14 protein-coding genes are annotated in these 16,013 nt (G+C 41.8%); 6 read left to right on the forward strand and 8 right to left on the reverse strand.

The window, feature by feature from the left end; genetic code table 11:
• Positions 1-79: 79 nt before the first annotated feature.
• The 7 genes from METVE_RS0107435 to METVE_RS0107465 form a co-directional block, all read right to left on the reverse strand.
• Positions 80-517 (reverse strand): PACE efflux transporter, encoded by a 438-nt coding sequence (locus METVE_RS0107435; protein WP_020167835.1) that lies wholly within the window; start codon positions 515-517, stop codon positions 80-82.
• A gap of 160 nt (positions 518-677) precedes the next feature.
• Positions 678-1,166: a GNAT family N-acetyltransferase gene (locus METVE_RS0107440; RefSeq protein WP_020167836.1), complete on the reverse strand. Its 489-nt coding sequence runs from the start codon at positions 1,164-1,166 to the stop codon at positions 678-680.
• A gap of 192 nt (positions 1,167-1,358) precedes the next feature.
• A complete protein-coding gene (gene adk / locus METVE_RS0107445; protein ID WP_020167837.1) occupies positions 1,359-2,012 on the reverse strand; it encodes an adenylate kinase in 654 nt (217 codons plus the stop codon).
• 140 nt (positions 2,013-2,152) lie between these two features.
• The gene (gene rsmA, locus METVE_RS0107450; protein ID WP_020167838.1) at positions 2,153-2,941 is read right to left on the reverse strand and encodes a 16S rRNA (adenine(1518)-N(6)/adenine(1519)-N(6))-dimethyltransferase RsmA; all 789 of its coding nucleotides are present in this window, start codon (positions 2,939-2,941) and stop codon (positions 2,153-2,155) included.
• Entirely contained in the window at positions 2,938-3,945 is a 1,008-nt protein-coding gene (gene pdxA / locus METVE_RS0107455) for a 4-hydroxythreonine-4-phosphate dehydrogenase PdxA (protein ID WP_020167839.1), read from the reverse strand. Before pdxA ends, rsmA begins: the two co-directional genes overlap by 4 nt.
• Positions 3,946-4,120: 175 nt before the next feature.
• The gene (locus METVE_RS0107460) at positions 4,121-5,428 is read right to left on the reverse strand and encodes a peptidylprolyl isomerase (protein WP_020184218.1); all 1,308 of its coding nucleotides are present in this window, start codon (positions 5,426-5,428) and stop codon (positions 4,121-4,123) included.
• Between the two features lie 14 nt (positions 5,429-5,442).
• Complete coding sequence (locus tag METVE_RS0107465; protein ID WP_020167841.1) at positions 5,443-7,980, reverse strand: LPS-assembly protein LptD; 2,538 nt, start codon at positions 7,978-7,980, stop codon at positions 5,443-5,445.
• 247 nt (positions 7,981-8,227) lie between these two features.
• Between METVE_RS0107465 and METVE_RS0107475 the strand changes: the two genes are divergently transcribed.
• The 6 genes from METVE_RS0107475 to METVE_RS0107500 all read left to right on the forward strand — a co-directional run bounded on the left by METVE_RS0107475 (position 8,228) and on the right by METVE_RS0107500 (position 14,644).
• A complete protein-coding gene (locus tag METVE_RS0107475) occupies positions 8,228-9,268 on the forward strand; it encodes an aminoglycoside phosphotransferase family protein (protein ID WP_020167843.1) in 1,041 nt (346 codons plus the stop codon).
• A 35-nt stretch (positions 9,269-9,303) separates the two neighbouring features.
• Positions 9,304-9,984, forward strand: a complete 681-nt coding sequence (gene murU, locus METVE_RS0107480; RefSeq protein WP_020167844.1) for an N-acetylmuramate alpha-1-phosphate uridylyltransferase MurU — start codon at positions 9,304-9,306, stop codon at positions 9,982-9,984.
• A gap of 31 nt (positions 9,985-10,015) precedes the next feature.
• Positions 10,016-11,350, forward strand: coding sequence for an aminopeptidase P N-terminal domain-containing protein (locus METVE_RS0107485; RefSeq protein WP_020167845.1), 1,335 nt, complete (start codon positions 10,016-10,018; stop codon positions 11,348-11,350).
• A 24-nt stretch (positions 11,351-11,374) separates the two neighbouring features.
• The gene (locus METVE_RS0107490) at positions 11,375-12,565 is read left to right on the forward strand and encodes an FAD-dependent monooxygenase (RefSeq protein WP_020167846.1); all 1,191 of its coding nucleotides are present in this window, start codon (positions 11,375-11,377) and stop codon (positions 12,563-12,565) included.
• Positions 12,566-12,586: 21 nt separating this feature from the next.
• Positions 12,587-13,822, forward strand: coding sequence for an FAD-dependent monooxygenase (locus tag METVE_RS0107495; protein WP_020167847.1), 1,236 nt, complete (start codon positions 12,587-12,589; stop codon positions 13,820-13,822).
• Between the two features lie 66 nt (positions 13,823-13,888).
• The gene (locus tag METVE_RS0107500) at positions 13,889-14,644 is read left to right on the forward strand and encodes a DsbC family protein (RefSeq protein ID WP_232415432.1); all 756 of its coding nucleotides are present in this window, start codon (positions 13,889-13,891) and stop codon (positions 14,642-14,644) included.
• Positions 14,645-14,752: 108 nt separating this feature from the next.
• Here the strand turns inward: METVE_RS0107500 and METVE_RS0107505 are convergent, their stop codons facing one another.
• The gene (locus tag METVE_RS0107505; RefSeq protein WP_020167849.1) at positions 14,753-15,967 is read right to left on the reverse strand and encodes a type II secretion system F family protein; all 1,215 of its coding nucleotides are present in this window, start codon (positions 15,965-15,967) and stop codon (positions 14,753-14,755) included.
• Between the last annotated feature and the right edge of the window lie 46 nt (positions 15,968-16,013).

A 16,013-nucleotide genomic window follows, 5' to 3' on the forward strand; every position in this document is an offset into this window, starting at 1 on the left:
TTGCACGTAGCGATAGTTAACCTTATTTTTAGACTAAAAAATGGCTTTAATCACTTTTGTGATATTGGTCATCTACTGATTAGACTTTATCTGGATGTGAAATAGCAGACTCTGGAAGGCCGAATATTTTATCGAACGCCCACGTGAACGTGATTGCATAGATAAAGAACACCAGCAATATGCCCATTTCGGCGTAAAAAGCATTGAGCAGCGAAATGTTTAGCCAATAAGCCATCAGTGGCACCAACATTGTCACTAATCCGCCCTCAAAACCAATACCATGCGCCAAGCGCCGCCAGACGGAGCGGCCTTTAATGATTTGGCGCGATTCCCAGCGCTCGAAAATCGCATTGAAAACGTAATTCCATGCCAATGCAATTGTCGACATAATAGCCGCTAAAGTGAGTGCAGAGGAAGCTGACGCATCGAATGCAAAACCGATTATTGGGCTTATTAGTGCGATTGCACCAAGTTCATAAAGTAGGGCTTGAACGACTCTGCGGGTGGTAGGTGTCATATAGATGATTCTTAAATAAACTCTAAAAGACTATATCTTTATTGGAGTTAGGTGGATGTGAAATAATTTACTGTTGATTGAGTTTGTAATAGGACAAATTTAAATTGTGATCTGTCCCTTTTTTCCTACACAGCTTTGGGCGATCGGGTTGACTGAAAGATTAGCCGTTTGCGTTACTATGTAACAGTGCCTTTTTCATTTTGATACAATCGAGCGAAAAGCCTCGTGGTGAGTGATATTGAGAAACTGTTTCACCAACAAATCCTAATTTGCGATAGAAAGGTGCGGCATTTAGCGTAGCCTCAAGATAGAGAGGAACATCCGCACCTTCTGTTAAGGCAATTGCCTCTAAATGCTTAACTATCGCTGTACCAAGTCCCTTATTCTTATGTTGCGGGTCAACGAAAATTGCATCAATTTGATTATTCGTGGTATCTAGTGCTCCGCAGGCGACAATAGCACCATCAATTTCAACAACATAAATGTACTGCTCAACAAAATTTGTGAAGCCTTCGGTTGGCGAGTCACCGTCTGTCCATGCGGCTAGCAAATCATCTGGATAGAATCCTTTGCATAAAACCTGAATGGAAACATTGCGGATATCAAAAACTGCTTGTGCATCCAGTGAAATTGCTTTTCGAATAATCATTGTGACAGTGTAATGGAGATGAGTGTTGTAACGCCTAACGTAAAGCAGACCCCAAAAAAGAACTTAATCTTTTATTGAGGCCTGTTGATAAGAAAATCACTTCACCATCAATCATTTTTTATTCAATTGGTTGTGAATTTTTAATATGCCTATTTTTTTAATAATCTGCTTTATAAACGCACTTGACTTAACCTACTTGAGAGCAGAAAAAATATTATTCTTAATCGTTTCCATCTCACCAATACCATTCACAAATACATGCTTCGGTGCGCCTTGTAAGCCGCTGTTTGCCCAATCGACATAGTATTTAACCAATGGTTTGGTTTGGCTGTGATACACGTTTAAACGATTCTTGACCACCTCTTCTTTGTCATCATCGCGCTGCACTAAGTCTTCACCTGTAACGTCATCTTTGCCCGCCACTTTGGGTGCGTTAAATTTAACATGGTAAGTACGGCCAGAAGCAGGGTGGCTGCGGCGGCCACTCATGCGCTCTACGATTGCTTCATCTGGCACGTCGATTTCAACCACGTAATCAATGCCAACGCCTGCTTCTTTCATGGCTTCGGCTTGCGGAATCGTGCGTGGAAAGCCGTCGAATAAAAAACCGTTTGCACAGTCGGCTTCTTTGATGCGCTCACTGACTAAGCCGATAATCACAGCATCTGGCACTAAACCGCCGCTATCCATAAACGCTTTGGCTTCCAAGCCTAGTGGCGTGCCCGCTTTCACCGCAGCGCGCAACATGTCACCGGTAGATATTTGCGGAATATTGAATTTTTCGCGTAAGTGGGTGGCTTGTGTGCCTTTGCCTGCGCCTGGTGCGCCAAGTAAGATGATTCGCATGATATTGGTCTTTATTTAAAATGTGTATTGAAGGGATTGATTGAGTTTTAAAAAATTAAGGATTTTAAAATTGAAGCGTGTGAATTTTGATCATTTAAGCCGTTTTGAATGGTTAAGATTATATCAAACAAGACAATTGTCTAGAAGTTGCTGCCAAGATAGTTGCTAATAGTGACAAATTCGGCAACGCTCAGATTTTCTGCACGTAATTGTGGGTTAATGTTGAGCGCAGCAAAGCCTGCGTCATCCAACAACCCTTTCAACGTATTGCGCAAAGTTTTGCGGCGCTGGCCAAAAGCTGCCAATACAACTTTGTAAAACAGTTTGGTATTGTTGGCCACAAAAGGCAATGTGGCATGCGGCACGCAACGTACAAAAGCCGACTCCACTTTTGGCGCTGGCTCAAACGCTTCTGGCGGTACGGTGATTAAATACTCCATTGCCAGATAATATTGCAACATGACTGAAAGCCGCCCGTATGCTGATGTAGAAGGTTGCGCCACCATGCGCTCGACCACTTCTTTTTGCAGCATAAAGTGCATGTCGATGATATGGCTAACATTATCAAGCAAGTGAAACAAAATGGGGGTGGAAATGTTGTAAGGCAGGTTTCCTGTCACTCTCAGATTGCTACCCAAACTTGAAAAATCGAATTTAAGCGCATCCACATTATGAACGGTCAGCGTGTTTTTTGCGTAAGCAGGTTTCGCATATTCTGCCTGCATCCAGGACACAATATCGCGGTCGATTTCAACTACATGTAAGTGCTGGATTTTTGCTAAAAGTGGTTTGGTTAATGCGCCAAGTCCTGGCCCAATTTCTACGATGATTTGATTATCTTGTGGGTTAATCGCTTCAATCAAGCTGGTAATAATGCCTTGGTCGGTTAAAAAATTTTGACCGAATCTTTTTTTTGCAACGTGTTTCATTTATGTTGATTACTCACTAATTCAATGGCTAATTTAATCGCACTTAACATGCTGCCAGTATCAATATTGCCTGTGCCTGCCAAGTCTAGCGCCGTTCCGTGGTCGACTGAGGTGCGGATGATTGGAAGCCCAAGCGTCACATTAACGCCTTCGCCAAAACTGGCGTGTTTTAGAACAGGCAAACCTTGATCGTGGTACATGGCTAGTACGGCGTCTGCTTTGCTCAAATGGTGTTTGGCGAACAAAGTGTCAGCCGGTAATGCGCCGATTAACTGCATGCCTTCACCGCGTAATTGATTTAATACTGGGTTGATAATATCGATTTCTTCGCGTCCTAAATAACCATCTTCACCCGCGTGTGGATTAAGTCCCGCCACTAAAATACGTGGTTGAGTTAACCGAAATTTAGTCACTAAATCGTGATGCAGAATACGAATCGTTGCTTCTAAACTTTTTTTGGTAATCGCGGCAGGCACATCTTTTAACGCCAAATGAATAGTCGCCAGTGCAACTTTCAAACCGCCACCCACTAACATCATCACCACTTGCGGAGTTTTGGTGTAATCCGCCAAAAATTCCGTATGGCCAGTGAACGCAATACCCGCATCATTAATCACGCCTTTATGCACTGGCGCGGTAACAATCGCATCAAACGCACCGCTTAATGTGCCATCTAAAGCGCAGGTTAGTGTATTCAGCACATATTGGCTGTTAAGCGGATTTAAAGTGCCAGCGTTAACGGTTGTTGCGGTGGGAATATGCAATATTTTTAATGATTGTTTGTGATGAAGTCGTGCCGTTTGCGTTAATTCGTATGGCTCAATATCCATGCTGATATTGAGTTGTTGTGCGCGATCTTTTAACACATCCATATCACCAATAATCGTGATATCCGCCGCAATGCCCAATTGCGACAACAATACGCAAATATCGGGGCCGATACCAGCAGGTTCGCCAGAAGTGATTGCGATGCGTGGTATTAAACATTCAACTTGCGGCGTCATGCGGCGTTACTCACGAAAAAATTTCTCCTTACCTATCGCATATATACGGCGTCACAATTTTTTGTTCGCGCCTTGCCTGACTAGCAATTTGAATGTTTTAAAGATACCCAGTCTGGGTTTACAAAGAGGCAAAAAAATCAAATACTTTTAATTACTTTACCGTGAATCTGGCTTGTTAGAATTTATCTTCTAAATGCAACTCAACAAATGCACGGTCACGCAATTCTCTTACCCAATCTTGGTACGCTTCCTCTGATTTACGCGCACGGATTTCTTGGCGTGCTTTTAATCTAGCAGCTTCTTTACTCATATCTTGTTTGCGACGCTCTAGCACTTGAATAATATGCCAGCCAAACGGTGAACGTATTGGTTCACTGATTTCGCCAATGCCAAGCTCATTCATGGTTTTTTCAAATTGTGGCACGGTGTCACCAGGGTTTACCCAACCTAAATCACCACCATTATTCGCGCTGCCATCTTCAGAATATTGGCGTGCCATCTCTTCAAATTTAACGCCATTATCTAAACGTTCTTTAATCGTATCCATCTTTTGCTTGCCGTCTTTTTCAGAAACCACTTCGGTTAATTTGATTAAGATATGTCGCGCATGCGTTTGATCGATCACCAAAGACGAAGCGCCGCCACGACGATTAGTCAGTTTTAAAATGTGAAACCCATTGCCGCTACGAATAGGTTTTGAAACTTCACCCACTTGCATCGGTTTTAGCACTTCTAAAAATAACGCAGGCAGTTGCGTTCCGCTTTTCCAGCCCATTTGGCCGCCTTCTAGCGCATTTGGCGTATCTGAAAAACTGGCAGAAACTTGTGCAAAATCTTTTCCATCAGCCAGTTCTTTTAAAATCTCATCTGTTTTAGCACGGGCTTTATTTAAATCCTCCGGCGTACTGTCTTCTGGTGTGCGCACCAAAATATGCGATATTTCAAACTCATCTTGATCGTCGCCGCGATTCGCCTGAGTGGTTAAATAATTATCAATTTCGCCATCAGAAACGGTTAACTTATTATCTACATCGCGTTCGCGTAAGCGAGAAATGGTAATCTCGTTACGAATATCTTCACGAAATTGCCGCATGGTAATACCATCTTTTTCTAGTGCATCTTTAAATTCTGGCACATCCATTTTATTTTGCGTGGCGATACGTTCAATGGTTTTATCTAACATGGTGTCGTCCACTTTTAGCCCCGTTTGTGCTGCCAGTTGCAATTGCAAGCTATCGACAATCAAACGCTCTAAAATTTGTTTTTCTAACACTTCTTGCGGCGGCAAGGGTGTGCCTTGTTTTTCTAATTGGGCTGAAACGGATTTAATGCGATTGTCCAACTCTTGTTCGGTGATCACGCCTTGATCCACAATGGCGATGATGCGATCCATCTTAACCGGCGCAACACTATTTGTGGCAGCCAACGTGACAGACGGCAATAAAAATAGCATTAAAAACAATAAGTTAAAAACAGTAGTCATTTTGTTGATTAATTTCATCGGTTGTAATTTTGTTGCCTGTAAGTATTAGGGAGTTCACTTGAGCTTAAATAGCCGGGAATATCGCGGCGCAGTAAGTTAAGTGGATTTGAACCAATCGAAGCTAAGCCGCCTAGTTCAAGCTGAAAGAATAGACCATAGTTGGCGTCAGCAGTTGCAGTTTCTACACGTTGAATAACCGTACGCGCCTGCCAACAGCCAGCATCATATTCAATGCCAGCCAAGCTTTCAATCAAGGCTTTTTCGCGTATGGAGTAATTAAATCGACCAACGCCATACCAGCCGCTGGCGATTGGCCATTGTCCAGAAACGTTGATTTGCTCTAAAAATTGTTGCGTATAGCGATAGCCAACATTCAATAGTTTTCCCGGTTCTGGATTGTATCTAGCAAGTAGGTTAGAGCGGACGATGCCTGCATCGTCCGTGTTGTATTGCCAGAACGCATCTAAATTCCATTTATTGGATAATCTTGCCGTCATTGCGGCAATAATGTCAGAGGAGTTATTGGTCGGTTGAATCGTGTTGGGCAACACGACTCTTTGCTTATCAAAATAATAACGTTGCCCAATAGTGGCGGCGAAGCGTTCGATACCCGTGTCTTTATCAATCATGCGCGTGGTGACGGCTAAACTCAATTGGTTGGCATTATTAACCCTATCGTTGCCGGTAAATTGATTTTCAGTAAATAAACTGGTGATGTTTAAATCTGCAAGCGCGGAATCGAATACTGGTAGTAAATCTTGATCCTTATTTGGAATGTACACATAAAACATGCGTGGTTCTAACGTTTGCGTGTAATTGTTTTTAACCACTTTCGTGTCGCGTTCAAAATACAAGCCGCTGTCTAAACTGACAATAGGCAAGGTACGGGTTGCAGAATTATTACTGACCGTATTGCCATTGATGTTGAAATCATTGTCATTCAAGCGATAACTGGTGGAATGAATGCCAACTTTAGGTGTGATAAATCCATAGGACTGTGTAAATGGCATGCTGATGCTTGGATAAAGCGTTAAGCGACTGCCCGTAGCAGCGACCGGCGCGTTATTGTTGCGATCAAAATAAGTATATTCACTGTAAAAGTTGGTGTCGAAATATTTCCACTCCTTGTCTGCAGTCAGTGTTAACTGTGGCAAACGTTGATACGGGTAGTTAATTTGATCTAATGTTTGATATTTTTGTACTAAACCGTTGAAGCGCCAAACGTCACCTATATAATCTACACGACCTTGTTGTGGCAAGTTAACCCGGCTGGTACTAACGATACGTGTGGACATCTCTGAAAAATATTCGTTGTCAGATACTTTTTCAATATTGTATCCAGCTGACCATCGATCAGTGAACTGTTGTGTGTGGGCAAAATTAGCATAGTAACGACGATTTCCACTCAAGCTATCGTTATCTAAATATTCAAGGCTATCTATGCCCGAATATTTTTCATTCATGTATCGGAACTCGCCTTGCAATTGCATGCCGCGCTTACTTAAATAACGCGTGGCGATGGTTGCATCCATATCAGGCGCAATATTGATGTAATAAGGGATCAATGTTTCAAAACCACTGCGGCTGGTGGTGCCAACAGTGGGGGCTAAAAGGCCAGATTTACGTTCGTTATTAAATGAGAAGCTCAAATAAGGCGAATAAAGTATCGGCACACCTTTAAATTCTACGTAAGCATTTTTAGCTTTACCTGATTGCGTGTAATCATCCAACTCAATTTCTTTGGACTTAATGTACCAGTCATCTACGCCAGCTTCACAAGTGGTATAACGCGCACTTAATAGGCGTTTTTTATCTTGGCCTTCAAAAAGCACCGCTTTAGCATCACCGCGCGAAGAAGTGAATTTGGGGTCAATCGATGCTTCACCGATCGGCTTAGGTGTTTCACGATAGTTATCACGATAATATCTTGGGTCGTCAGTGATACTGCTTTGAGAGTTAAGTAATTTGGATTGGGTATAAACGCTGGGATTATTGTGGGACGAGGGCTGCGAATTGATGCTGCTTAAATCTTTATTGAGTGTAATGGATGCATCTTTCATTTCACCGATGCTTTCATTCAACTGCATTCTAAGTGCTGGGCCTTTTATTAAACCATCACCCAGTTCAATTCGTACATTTCCATCTGCTTTTAACTCATCATTTTGAACGTTATATTCAATGCTATCACCATAGATTTTCTGTGTGCCCTTGCTAATCACTGCGTTACCGCTGGCGCGCATCGTGCGATCTAAATACAGGTCTAATTTATCACCTTCGATTTCAATTGCACCGGGCAAAGCCTCCGACGATGCCGTTTCTGGCACTAATGATAATTCTTTGCTTAAGTTTTCAGTGGTTATATTCGGAGCACTTATACTTTCAGTGCTTGAATTTTCAGTACTTATATTCTCTTGGGCTGGATTTTCTTTGCTTAGATTGTCGCTATCTAAATTTTCTGCAGACGCCACAACGCTGAAGCCCGACATTAACAATGTGACCAATAGCGCAGATAAATGCTTTGCGTGGTGAATAGTTGAAGGTGAGTAATGCAAAGGTGGTTTCTAAGAAAATAGGCCTGTTAATGGACAAATATGGTTTAAATTAAACTTGAGCCTATTATTTTACAGATGAATGATAAAATCGTATATAACTGGTTTCATGTAGTGTATGTAAAAGCACATTTTTACAAATACTTGTTTTTAAATAGCGTATTTAATACATCAAAACGTTATTTGTACAGTGTCATTATTTTGCATATATACCCACTGTTGGCAACCATTAAAAACCATTCACAGATTGATGAAAAAAGGCTTTGCTTTGGATAGACAATTACAATTAACCGCTTGGCTTAATGCGACGCTTAAACAAACTTTTACGTTAACAACCGCATCAGCCGATGCTAGTTTTAGGCGTTATTTCAGAGTGCATTTGGTGAATCCGCATTTAGGTCATCAAACATTAATCGCCATGGATGCGCCACCGCCACAAGAAGATTGCGCACCATTTGTGAAAATAGCGCAATTGCTGCTGGATGCTGGGTTGAATGCGCCGAAAATTTTAGAGCAAGATTTAATTAACGGATTTTTACTGTTAAGTGATTTGGGCGATACGACTTATTTATCACAACTAAACGCACAGCGCGAAAATATAAGTCATGCGCAAAAGCTCTATAGTGATGCGACTAATGCGCTGGTTAAAATGCAACTGGCCAGCCAAACCGATGTATTGCCTGCTTACGATGAAGCGTTGTTAACACGTGAAATGCAGCTGTTTCCTGATTGGTATATATCTAAACATTTGGGCGTAACGCTCAATGCCGAGCAACAAGCGGTTTTAAATAACACATTTAATGTGCTGAATCAAAATATATTGGCGCAGGGCAAAGTCATTGTGCATCGCGATTATCATTCGCGTAACTTAATGGTGACTGACGCGAATAATCCTGGCGTGCTGGATTTTCAGGATGCGGTGTATGGCGCAGTCACTTATGATTTAGTTTCACTATTAAAAGATGCTTATATCGAATGGGATGAAGAACAAATCATCGATTGGGCTGTGCGTTATTGGCAACCGGCGAAAAAAGCAGGTTTGCCAGTGTCAGAGGATTTTAGCGAGTTCTACCGCGATTTCGAGTGGATGGGCGTGCAACGACACATTAAAGTTTTGGGCATATTTGCGCGGTTAAGTCATCGTGATGGCAAAGATGGTTATTTAAAAGATATGCCGCTGGTGATGCGATATTTGCGTAAAGTCTGTGAACGCTACGTGGAGTTACGCCCGATGCTACGTTTGTTGAATCAATTAGAAAATGTAAAGCCGCAAGAAGGTTTTACGTTTTAAAGAAGACAGCACCTTACTTAAAGAAAGATAGCTTGATGAAAGCGATGATTTTAGCTGCAGGTCGTGGTGAACGGATGCGCCCACTCACTGATCACACGCCTAAACCCTTATTACAAGTGGGTGGAAAAGCTTTGATTGTTTGGCATTTAGAAAACTTAGCCAAAGCTGGCTTTAAAGAAATTGTGATTAATCATGCGCATTTGGGTAGCCAAATTGAAGCAGCACTCGGCGATGGCAGCCAGTGGAATTTGCATATTCAATATAGCCCAGAGGCGGTTGCGCTGGAAACAGCTGGTGGCATAGCTAATGCGCTACCTTTATTAACCGAAAACGGCACTAAAAATGCGCCATTTTTAGTGGTTAATGGCGATATTTTTACCGAGATTGATTTTTCAAAGCTAAGCCTAGCGCAAAATATGCTGGCACATTTGGTGTTAATTGATAACCCACCGCAACATCCAAATGGTGATTTTGCGATTGAAAATGGTTTATTAGTTAACATAGGTTTGCCGATGGTCACTTTTTCAGGTGTCGGCGTTTATCAGCCCAGTTTATTTGCGGGTATACAGCGCAATCAAGCCGCTAAATTAGCGCCGTTGTTGCGCCAAGCAATTGCAGAAAATAAAGCGAGTGCTGAATATTATCAAGGCGTTTGGCACGATATTGGAACGCCTGAGCGATTAAATGCTCTTAATGAAGCGTTATTAACGCAATAAACATTTAATATAAAAAATATTTAAAATAAATATGGTTAATTTAAAAGAATTTCAGCAACGCCGTGCACTTCTCTTGAAGCAAATGGGCGATGGCATTGCGATTATCCCCACCGCAGCTGAGGCGACTCGCAATCGCGATAGCCATTATCCATATCGATTTGATAGTTACTTCTATTACTTAACCGGTTTTACCGAACCACAATCGGTATTGATTTTGATTGCTGGCAATGCTGCTAAAGCTGAGCCACCAATATCCATTCTATTTTGTCGCGATAAAGATATTGAGCGCGAAATCTGGGATGGTTTTAGATACGGCCCAGAAGCTGCGCAAACGCAATTTGGTTTTGATGAAGCGCACACGATTCAACAACTCGATGCGTTAATGCCAGACTTAATCAGTAATCAGTCACAATTATTTTACAGCTTAGGCACAGATAATCATTGGGATGCACGCGTCACTAACTGGTTGAATATCGTCAAAAACAAAGCGCGCATGGGAATCAGCGCGCCACAATCCATTTCAGATGTACGCCAATTAATAGATGTGCAACGCCTAATCAAAACGCCGTTTGAAATTGACTTAATGCGTCGCAGTGCGGATATTGCGGCGTCTGCACATAATCGCGCTATGAGTTTTGTAGCAGATAATTCAGCAAAATCTTCTTTAATGGAATATGCAGTTGAGGCAGAATTTCTGCATGAATTCTATCGTTACGGCGCGCAATCGCCTGCTTACACCAGTATTGTTGCGGGTGGTGCCAATGCCTGCACATTGCATTACAACGCCAATAATGCGGCTTTGAAAAATGGCGATTTATTGTTAATTGATGCGGGTTGTGAGTTGGATGGTTATGCCAGCGATATCACGCGTACGTTTCCTGTGAATGGGAAATTTAGTGCGCCACAGCGCGATTTATATGAACTAGTTTTAAATGCGCAATTGGCAGCGATTGCCGTTGCTAAACCCGGCAATCATTGGAACGCGCCACATGAAGCGGCTTTAAACGTTTTGGTGCAGGGTTTTATTGATTTTAAATTGTGTAAAGGCAGCGTTGAAGAGGTGCTGGAAAATGGCAGTTATCGCCAATTTTATATGCACCGTACTGGCCATTGGCTAGGTTTAGATGTGCATGATGCGGGCGAATATAAAGATAAAAACGGTGATTGGGCGATATTAGAAGCAGGGAATACGCTAACCGTTGAGCCTGGCTGCTATGTGCGCCCGGCGGAAAATGTGCCAGAACACTTTTGGAATATTGGCATTCGTATCGAAGATGATGTGCTGATTACTCCAACTGGCAATGAAGTGTTAACACATAAAGCCATTAAAACTGTGGCGGATATTGAGTTGCTAATGCAGCGTTAATGTGAAATTAATGCCAAAATAATCATGAAAACAGATTCTATTTTAATCGTCGGCGGTGGGCCAGTCGGTGCAGTTTTAGCACTTTCTTTGCAACAAAAAGGCGTGGCTTTTACCATGTTAGAAGCGCGTGCAAAAGGTGCATCACATAGCGACACGCGTGCGCTTGCTTTGTCTTATGGCAGCCGATTAATCCTCGAAAAACTCAATGTTTGGGGTGCAGTTGCGCAACAAGCGACAGCTATTAATACGATTCATATTTCACAGCGCGGCGGTTTTGGGCGTACTAAATTAAATGCTGCTGACCACAATATGCCCGCTTTAGGCTATGTGTTGCCGTACGGCGCACTGACAAAAGCGTTGGATATTGCATTGAATAATGCGTTAAGTAGCGAACTAGCAAAACCTCATCAAACAAGCGAAATTTTGTATGAAGCTATCGCGGGTGATATTGAAACGACAGCGCATGAAACTAAAGTGAGTTTTACGCAAACAGGCAAAATCAATCATTTGGCTAGCCCATTAGTGGTCGTGGCGGATGGCGGTCGCAATTTTGGTGAAATTGCTGGGGTCGAAAAAGGAACCAAAGAATACGGCCATGATGCGCTAGTGAGCAAAGTAAAAGCGGAGTTGGCACATGACAATATTGCTTATGAACGTTTTACGCCAACTGGCCCGATGGCTTTATTACCAAATGGCGAGCGCGATTTTTCTCTGGTTTGGACTGGCGAAAAAGCAAAAATTGATGCGTTGTTGGCTTTAGATGATGAGACTTTTTTAGCGCAATTGCACGAAGCATTTGGTGATCGAGTTGGACAGTTTTTGAGCATTGAAAAGCGCATGAGTTTTCCACTTAAGTTAAGTCGATTGAAATCAACAGCAAACGCACATTTAGTGATTATTGGTAACGCGGCACAAACGATGCATCCTGTGGCTGGGCAAGGGTTTAATGTTGGTTTGCGCGATGCACAAACTTTGGCAGATAGCATTGTTAATACACCGCAAGCGCAGTGGGGAAATGCAGAAATGTTGCAAAATTATAGCAAATTGCGCAACCGTGACACGCGTGGTGGCGTTATGTTTACCGATTTGCTGGTTAATCTATTCTCTAATGATGTGATCGGTTTGTCAGGCTTACGCGGCGCGGGTTTGGGCGCATTAGAGTTGTTGCAGCCAGTTAAAAATGTGCTGGTTGGCAAAATGAGTTATGGCAAATGATAGCAATATTGAGTGCTAAATATGGTTAAGAAAAAGTCGGTTGATCAAAATATCTCTGAGAAAATCAACTTAGAGACAGTTCATGCGGATGTCATCATAATCGGCGCTGGATTGGTAGGTCTGACAGCGGCAATTGCGTTAACTAAGCAAGATAAAAATGTTGTGCTGGTGTCTAGTTACAAGCCAGCTACGCAAGCTAAAGCAGAACTTAACACTTGGGATGAGCGAGTTTATGCGCTAACGCCTGCTACCGAAAATTGGTTAACAGGACTGGGCGTTTGGGACAATGTAGATAAAACGCGTGTGAGTAATATTGATGCGATGCAGGTTTGGGGCGCAGATAGCGAATTACTATTGAAAGCCGAAGAGGCTAATTTGGTCAAATTAGGTTTGATTATTGAAAATCAAAACTTAACGTCTGCTTTGTGGCAAAAAATCGATGCGCTTGGTGTGACTGTTATCACAGACGCGGAATGCATCAACATAGAATATACGTCGACAGATGCTGTTTTATATCTAGAAAATAAATTGGACAAAAGTTTGACCAAACTTGTTGCTAAATTAATTGTAGCGGCAGATGGAACGCACTCTTGGGTAAGACAACAATTGAATATTGGCATCGAGCAGAAAAATTATCAGCAAACTGCCATCGTTGCTAACTTTTTAGCTGAAAAGCCACATAATCAAGTAGCAAGGCAATGGTTTGAAAAGCATGATACGTTGGCTTTATTGCCGTTACCTAATCAGCATGTGTCGATGGTTTGGTCATTACCAACCCAACAAGCAGAACAATTGCTATCATTGCCTGCTGGTGAATTAAGTAATAGTGTTCAAGCGCAGTCAAAAAATTTATTTGGCCAATTAACGTTAGTTGGTCAAATTAAAAGTGTTGAGTTGCATCAGCAAACTGCTGCACAATTAATAGCAGAGCGTACGGTTTTTGTGGGTGATGCTGCGCATCAAATACATCCGATGGCGGGGCAAGGTGTGAATTTAGGTTTTAGAGATGTAATGAAACTGACCGAATTGTCGACTAAACTACACGCCATGCAAGATATTGGCGATACAGGTTTTTTGCGCCAGTATGAACGTGCTAGAAAAGCAGATATTCTAGCAATGAATTATTTAACCACAGGCTTAGATTATTTATTTGCCAGTGAACAAGCTTTGTTAAACAAGTTAACCAAGTTTGGTTTAAAACAGATTAATCAGCAATCCAGCATAAAAAAACGGTTAATACATCATGCCGTGAGTTAGTGCTGATGATTTAGTTAACAGTAAAAATTTAGTCATTTTTTGAAAGATTCTATGAAGTTAAAGTTAATGCAATTTAAACAACCAAAAATTAAGCAGTTGCTTGCTTTATCAGCACTTGCGCTATCAAGCTTGGCTTTTAGTCAATTCGTGTTAGCAGATGAAGCTAGCCTTAAAAAGGCGATTGAAGCGGCTTATCCAAAATTTAAAGTAGAAAGCATCATTAAAACGCCTTATGCTGGTTTGTATGAAATTTTTATGGGTGGGCAAATTATTTACACCGATGAAAAACTGACTTTCTTAATCGCAGAAGGTCGTTTGGTCGACCCTAAAACCAAAAAAGATGTGACGGGCGAGCGTTTAGAAGAATTAACAAAAGTGGATTTCAATAGTTTGCCATTAGAGCAAGCAATTAAAGTGGTTAAAGGTAATGGTAGTCGTAAATTGGTGGTATTTTCTGATGTAGACTGCCCTTATTGCAAGCAGTTAGAACGTAAAGAGTTAACCAATATTACCGATGTGACGATTTACACATTCTTGTATCCGATAGAACAATTACACCCAGATGCAGCGGCTAAATCCAAAACTATTTGGTGCTCGCCAAATCGCGTTAAAGCTTGGAATGACTGGATTTTAAATAATAAGTTACCCACTACAACAGGCGCTTGCGAAGTGCCGCTTGAGCGTGTGGGCGAGTTAGCGCGAAAAGTGGGCGTAGTAAGTACGCCAACATTATTCTTTGCAGATGGTAAACGTGTTTTGGGCGCGCAACCTTACAAGGAAATTGAAAAGTATCTAGATGCAGCTTCTATAGCAAAGAAATAATGGCTTGAAATTACTAGCTTGAACTGAGCGGTAATAAATTTAACAGTCATGAATAAAAAAGCCACGTAAAAGTGGCTTTTTTTATTTTGTGGATTAAGTAGTTAACGTTTAACCAACCACTTCGCCCATTTTGAATATTGGCATATACATCGCAATTACTAAACCGCCAATCAACGTACCAAGAACCACCATAATGACTGGTTCCATTAAGCTGGAAATCGAAGCAACAGCATCATCCACTTCGCCTTCGTAAAAGTCAGCTACTTTACTCAACATCGCATCTAGCGCGCCAGATTCTTCACCAATAGCGGTCATTTGTAGCACCATATTGGGAAATACCTGTGCGTTTTGCATCGCAACCGTTAAGCTAGTACCGGTACTAATTTCACTTTGAATTCTTTTAGTGGCGTCATAATAAACACGATTTCCCGCCGCACCAGCCACTGAGTCCAAAGCTTCGACCAAGGGAACGCCCGCAGAAAACATCGTCGAAAGCGTGCGTGCGAAACGGGCAATAGTCGCTTTGCGGATAAGTTCACCAAAAATTGGCGCTTTTAATAGTAATCTATCCATCGTCGCCTGCATTTTTTCTGAGCGTTTCCAGGTGTAGAAAAAGAACCATATGGCAAAGCCTATCGAACCAAAAATCGCCCACCACCATTCAACGAAAATATCGGAGATTGCCATCACAACCAAAGTCGGTCCAGGTAAATCGGCACCAAAACCACTGAATAACTCTTTAAAAGCTGGGATGACGAAAATCATAATGATGGAGGTAATAATAAATGCAACCACTAAAATTGAGATAGGGTAAGTTAACGCAGATTTAATCTTACCTTTAATCGCCTGAATTTTTTCTTTATAAGTTGCCAAACGATCAAGCAGCGTATCTAAAATACCTGCCTGCTCGCCAGCACCAATCAAATTACAGAATAAATTATCAAAATAAAGTGGATATTTACGGAAAGATGCACTTAAGCTACTACCAGTCTCAACGTCGGCTTTGATATCACCCAATAATTTTGATACGGCCGGATTGCTATGACCTTTTCCCACGATATCAAATGATTGCAGTAATGGAACCCCAGCTTTCATCATGGTGGCTAGTTGACGGGTAAACAGTGTGATGTCTTTGTCAGTGATTTTACCTTTGCTGGCAAAAGCGCTTTGCTTTTTCACTTTCGTCACTGTAATGCCTTGACGGCGCAAAGTCGCATTCACAAATGATTCGCCTGCGGCACGTATTTCGCCTTTTATTATCTTACCTTTTTTATCTTTGCCTTCCCAAAGGTAGGTGTTTTGCTTACTCGCAGTTACGGCCATATGGCATCCTTATTAGATTCTGCAATTTTTTTTAAATGTGGATTTT

Origin of the sequence: Methylotenera versatilis 79, from assembly GCF_000384375.1 — a bacterium.
GTDB classification, from domain to species: domain Bacteria; phylum Pseudomonadota; class Gammaproteobacteria; order Burkholderiales; family Methylophilaceae; genus Methylotenera_A; species Methylotenera_A versatilis_B.

Coding starts and splice junctions, on each gene's coding strand:
- METVE_RS0107435 (WP_020167835.1), bottom strand. CDS start 517: ATGACACCTACCACCCGCAGAGTCGTTCAAGCCCTACTTTATGAACTT.
- METVE_RS0107440 (WP_020167836.1), bottom strand. CDS start 1,166: ATGATTATTCGAAAAGCAATTTCACTGGATGCACAAGCAGTTTTTGAT.
- adk (WP_020167837.1), bottom strand. CDS start 2,012: ATGCGAATCATCTTACTTGGCGCACCAGGCGCAGGCAAAGGCACACAA.
- rsmA (WP_020167838.1), bottom strand. CDS start 2,941: ATGAAACACGTTGCAAAAAAAAGATTCGGTCAAAATTTTTTAACCGAC.
- pdxA (WP_020167839.1), bottom strand. CDS start 3,945: ATGACGCCGCAAGTTGAATGTTTAATACCACGCATCGCAATCACTTCT.
- METVE_RS0107460 (WP_020184218.1), bottom strand. CDS start 5,428: ATGACTACTGTTTTTAACTTATTGTTTTTAATGCTATTTTTATTGCCG.
- METVE_RS0107475 (WP_020167843.1), top strand. CDS start 8,228: ATGAAAAAAGGCTTTGCTTTGGATAGACAATTACAATTAACCGCTTGG.
- murU (WP_020167844.1), top strand. CDS start 9,304: ATGAAAGCGATGATTTTAGCTGCAGGTCGTGGTGAACGGATGCGCCCA.
- METVE_RS0107485 (WP_020167845.1), top strand. CDS start 10,016: ATGGTTAATTTAAAAGAATTTCAGCAACGCCGTGCACTTCTCTTGAAG.
- METVE_RS0107490 (WP_020167846.1), top strand. CDS start 11,375: ATGAAAACAGATTCTATTTTAATCGTCGGCGGTGGGCCAGTCGGTGCA.
- METVE_RS0107495 (WP_020167847.1), top strand. CDS start 12,587: ATGGTTAAGAAAAAGTCGGTTGATCAAAATATCTCTGAGAAAATCAAC.
- METVE_RS0107500 (WP_232415432.1), top strand. CDS start 13,889: ATGCAATTTAAACAACCAAAAATTAAGCAGTTGCTTGCTTTATCAGCA.
- METVE_RS0107505 (WP_020167849.1), bottom strand. CDS start 15,967: ATGGCCGTAACTGCGAGTAAGCAAAACACCTACCTTTGGGAAGGCAAA.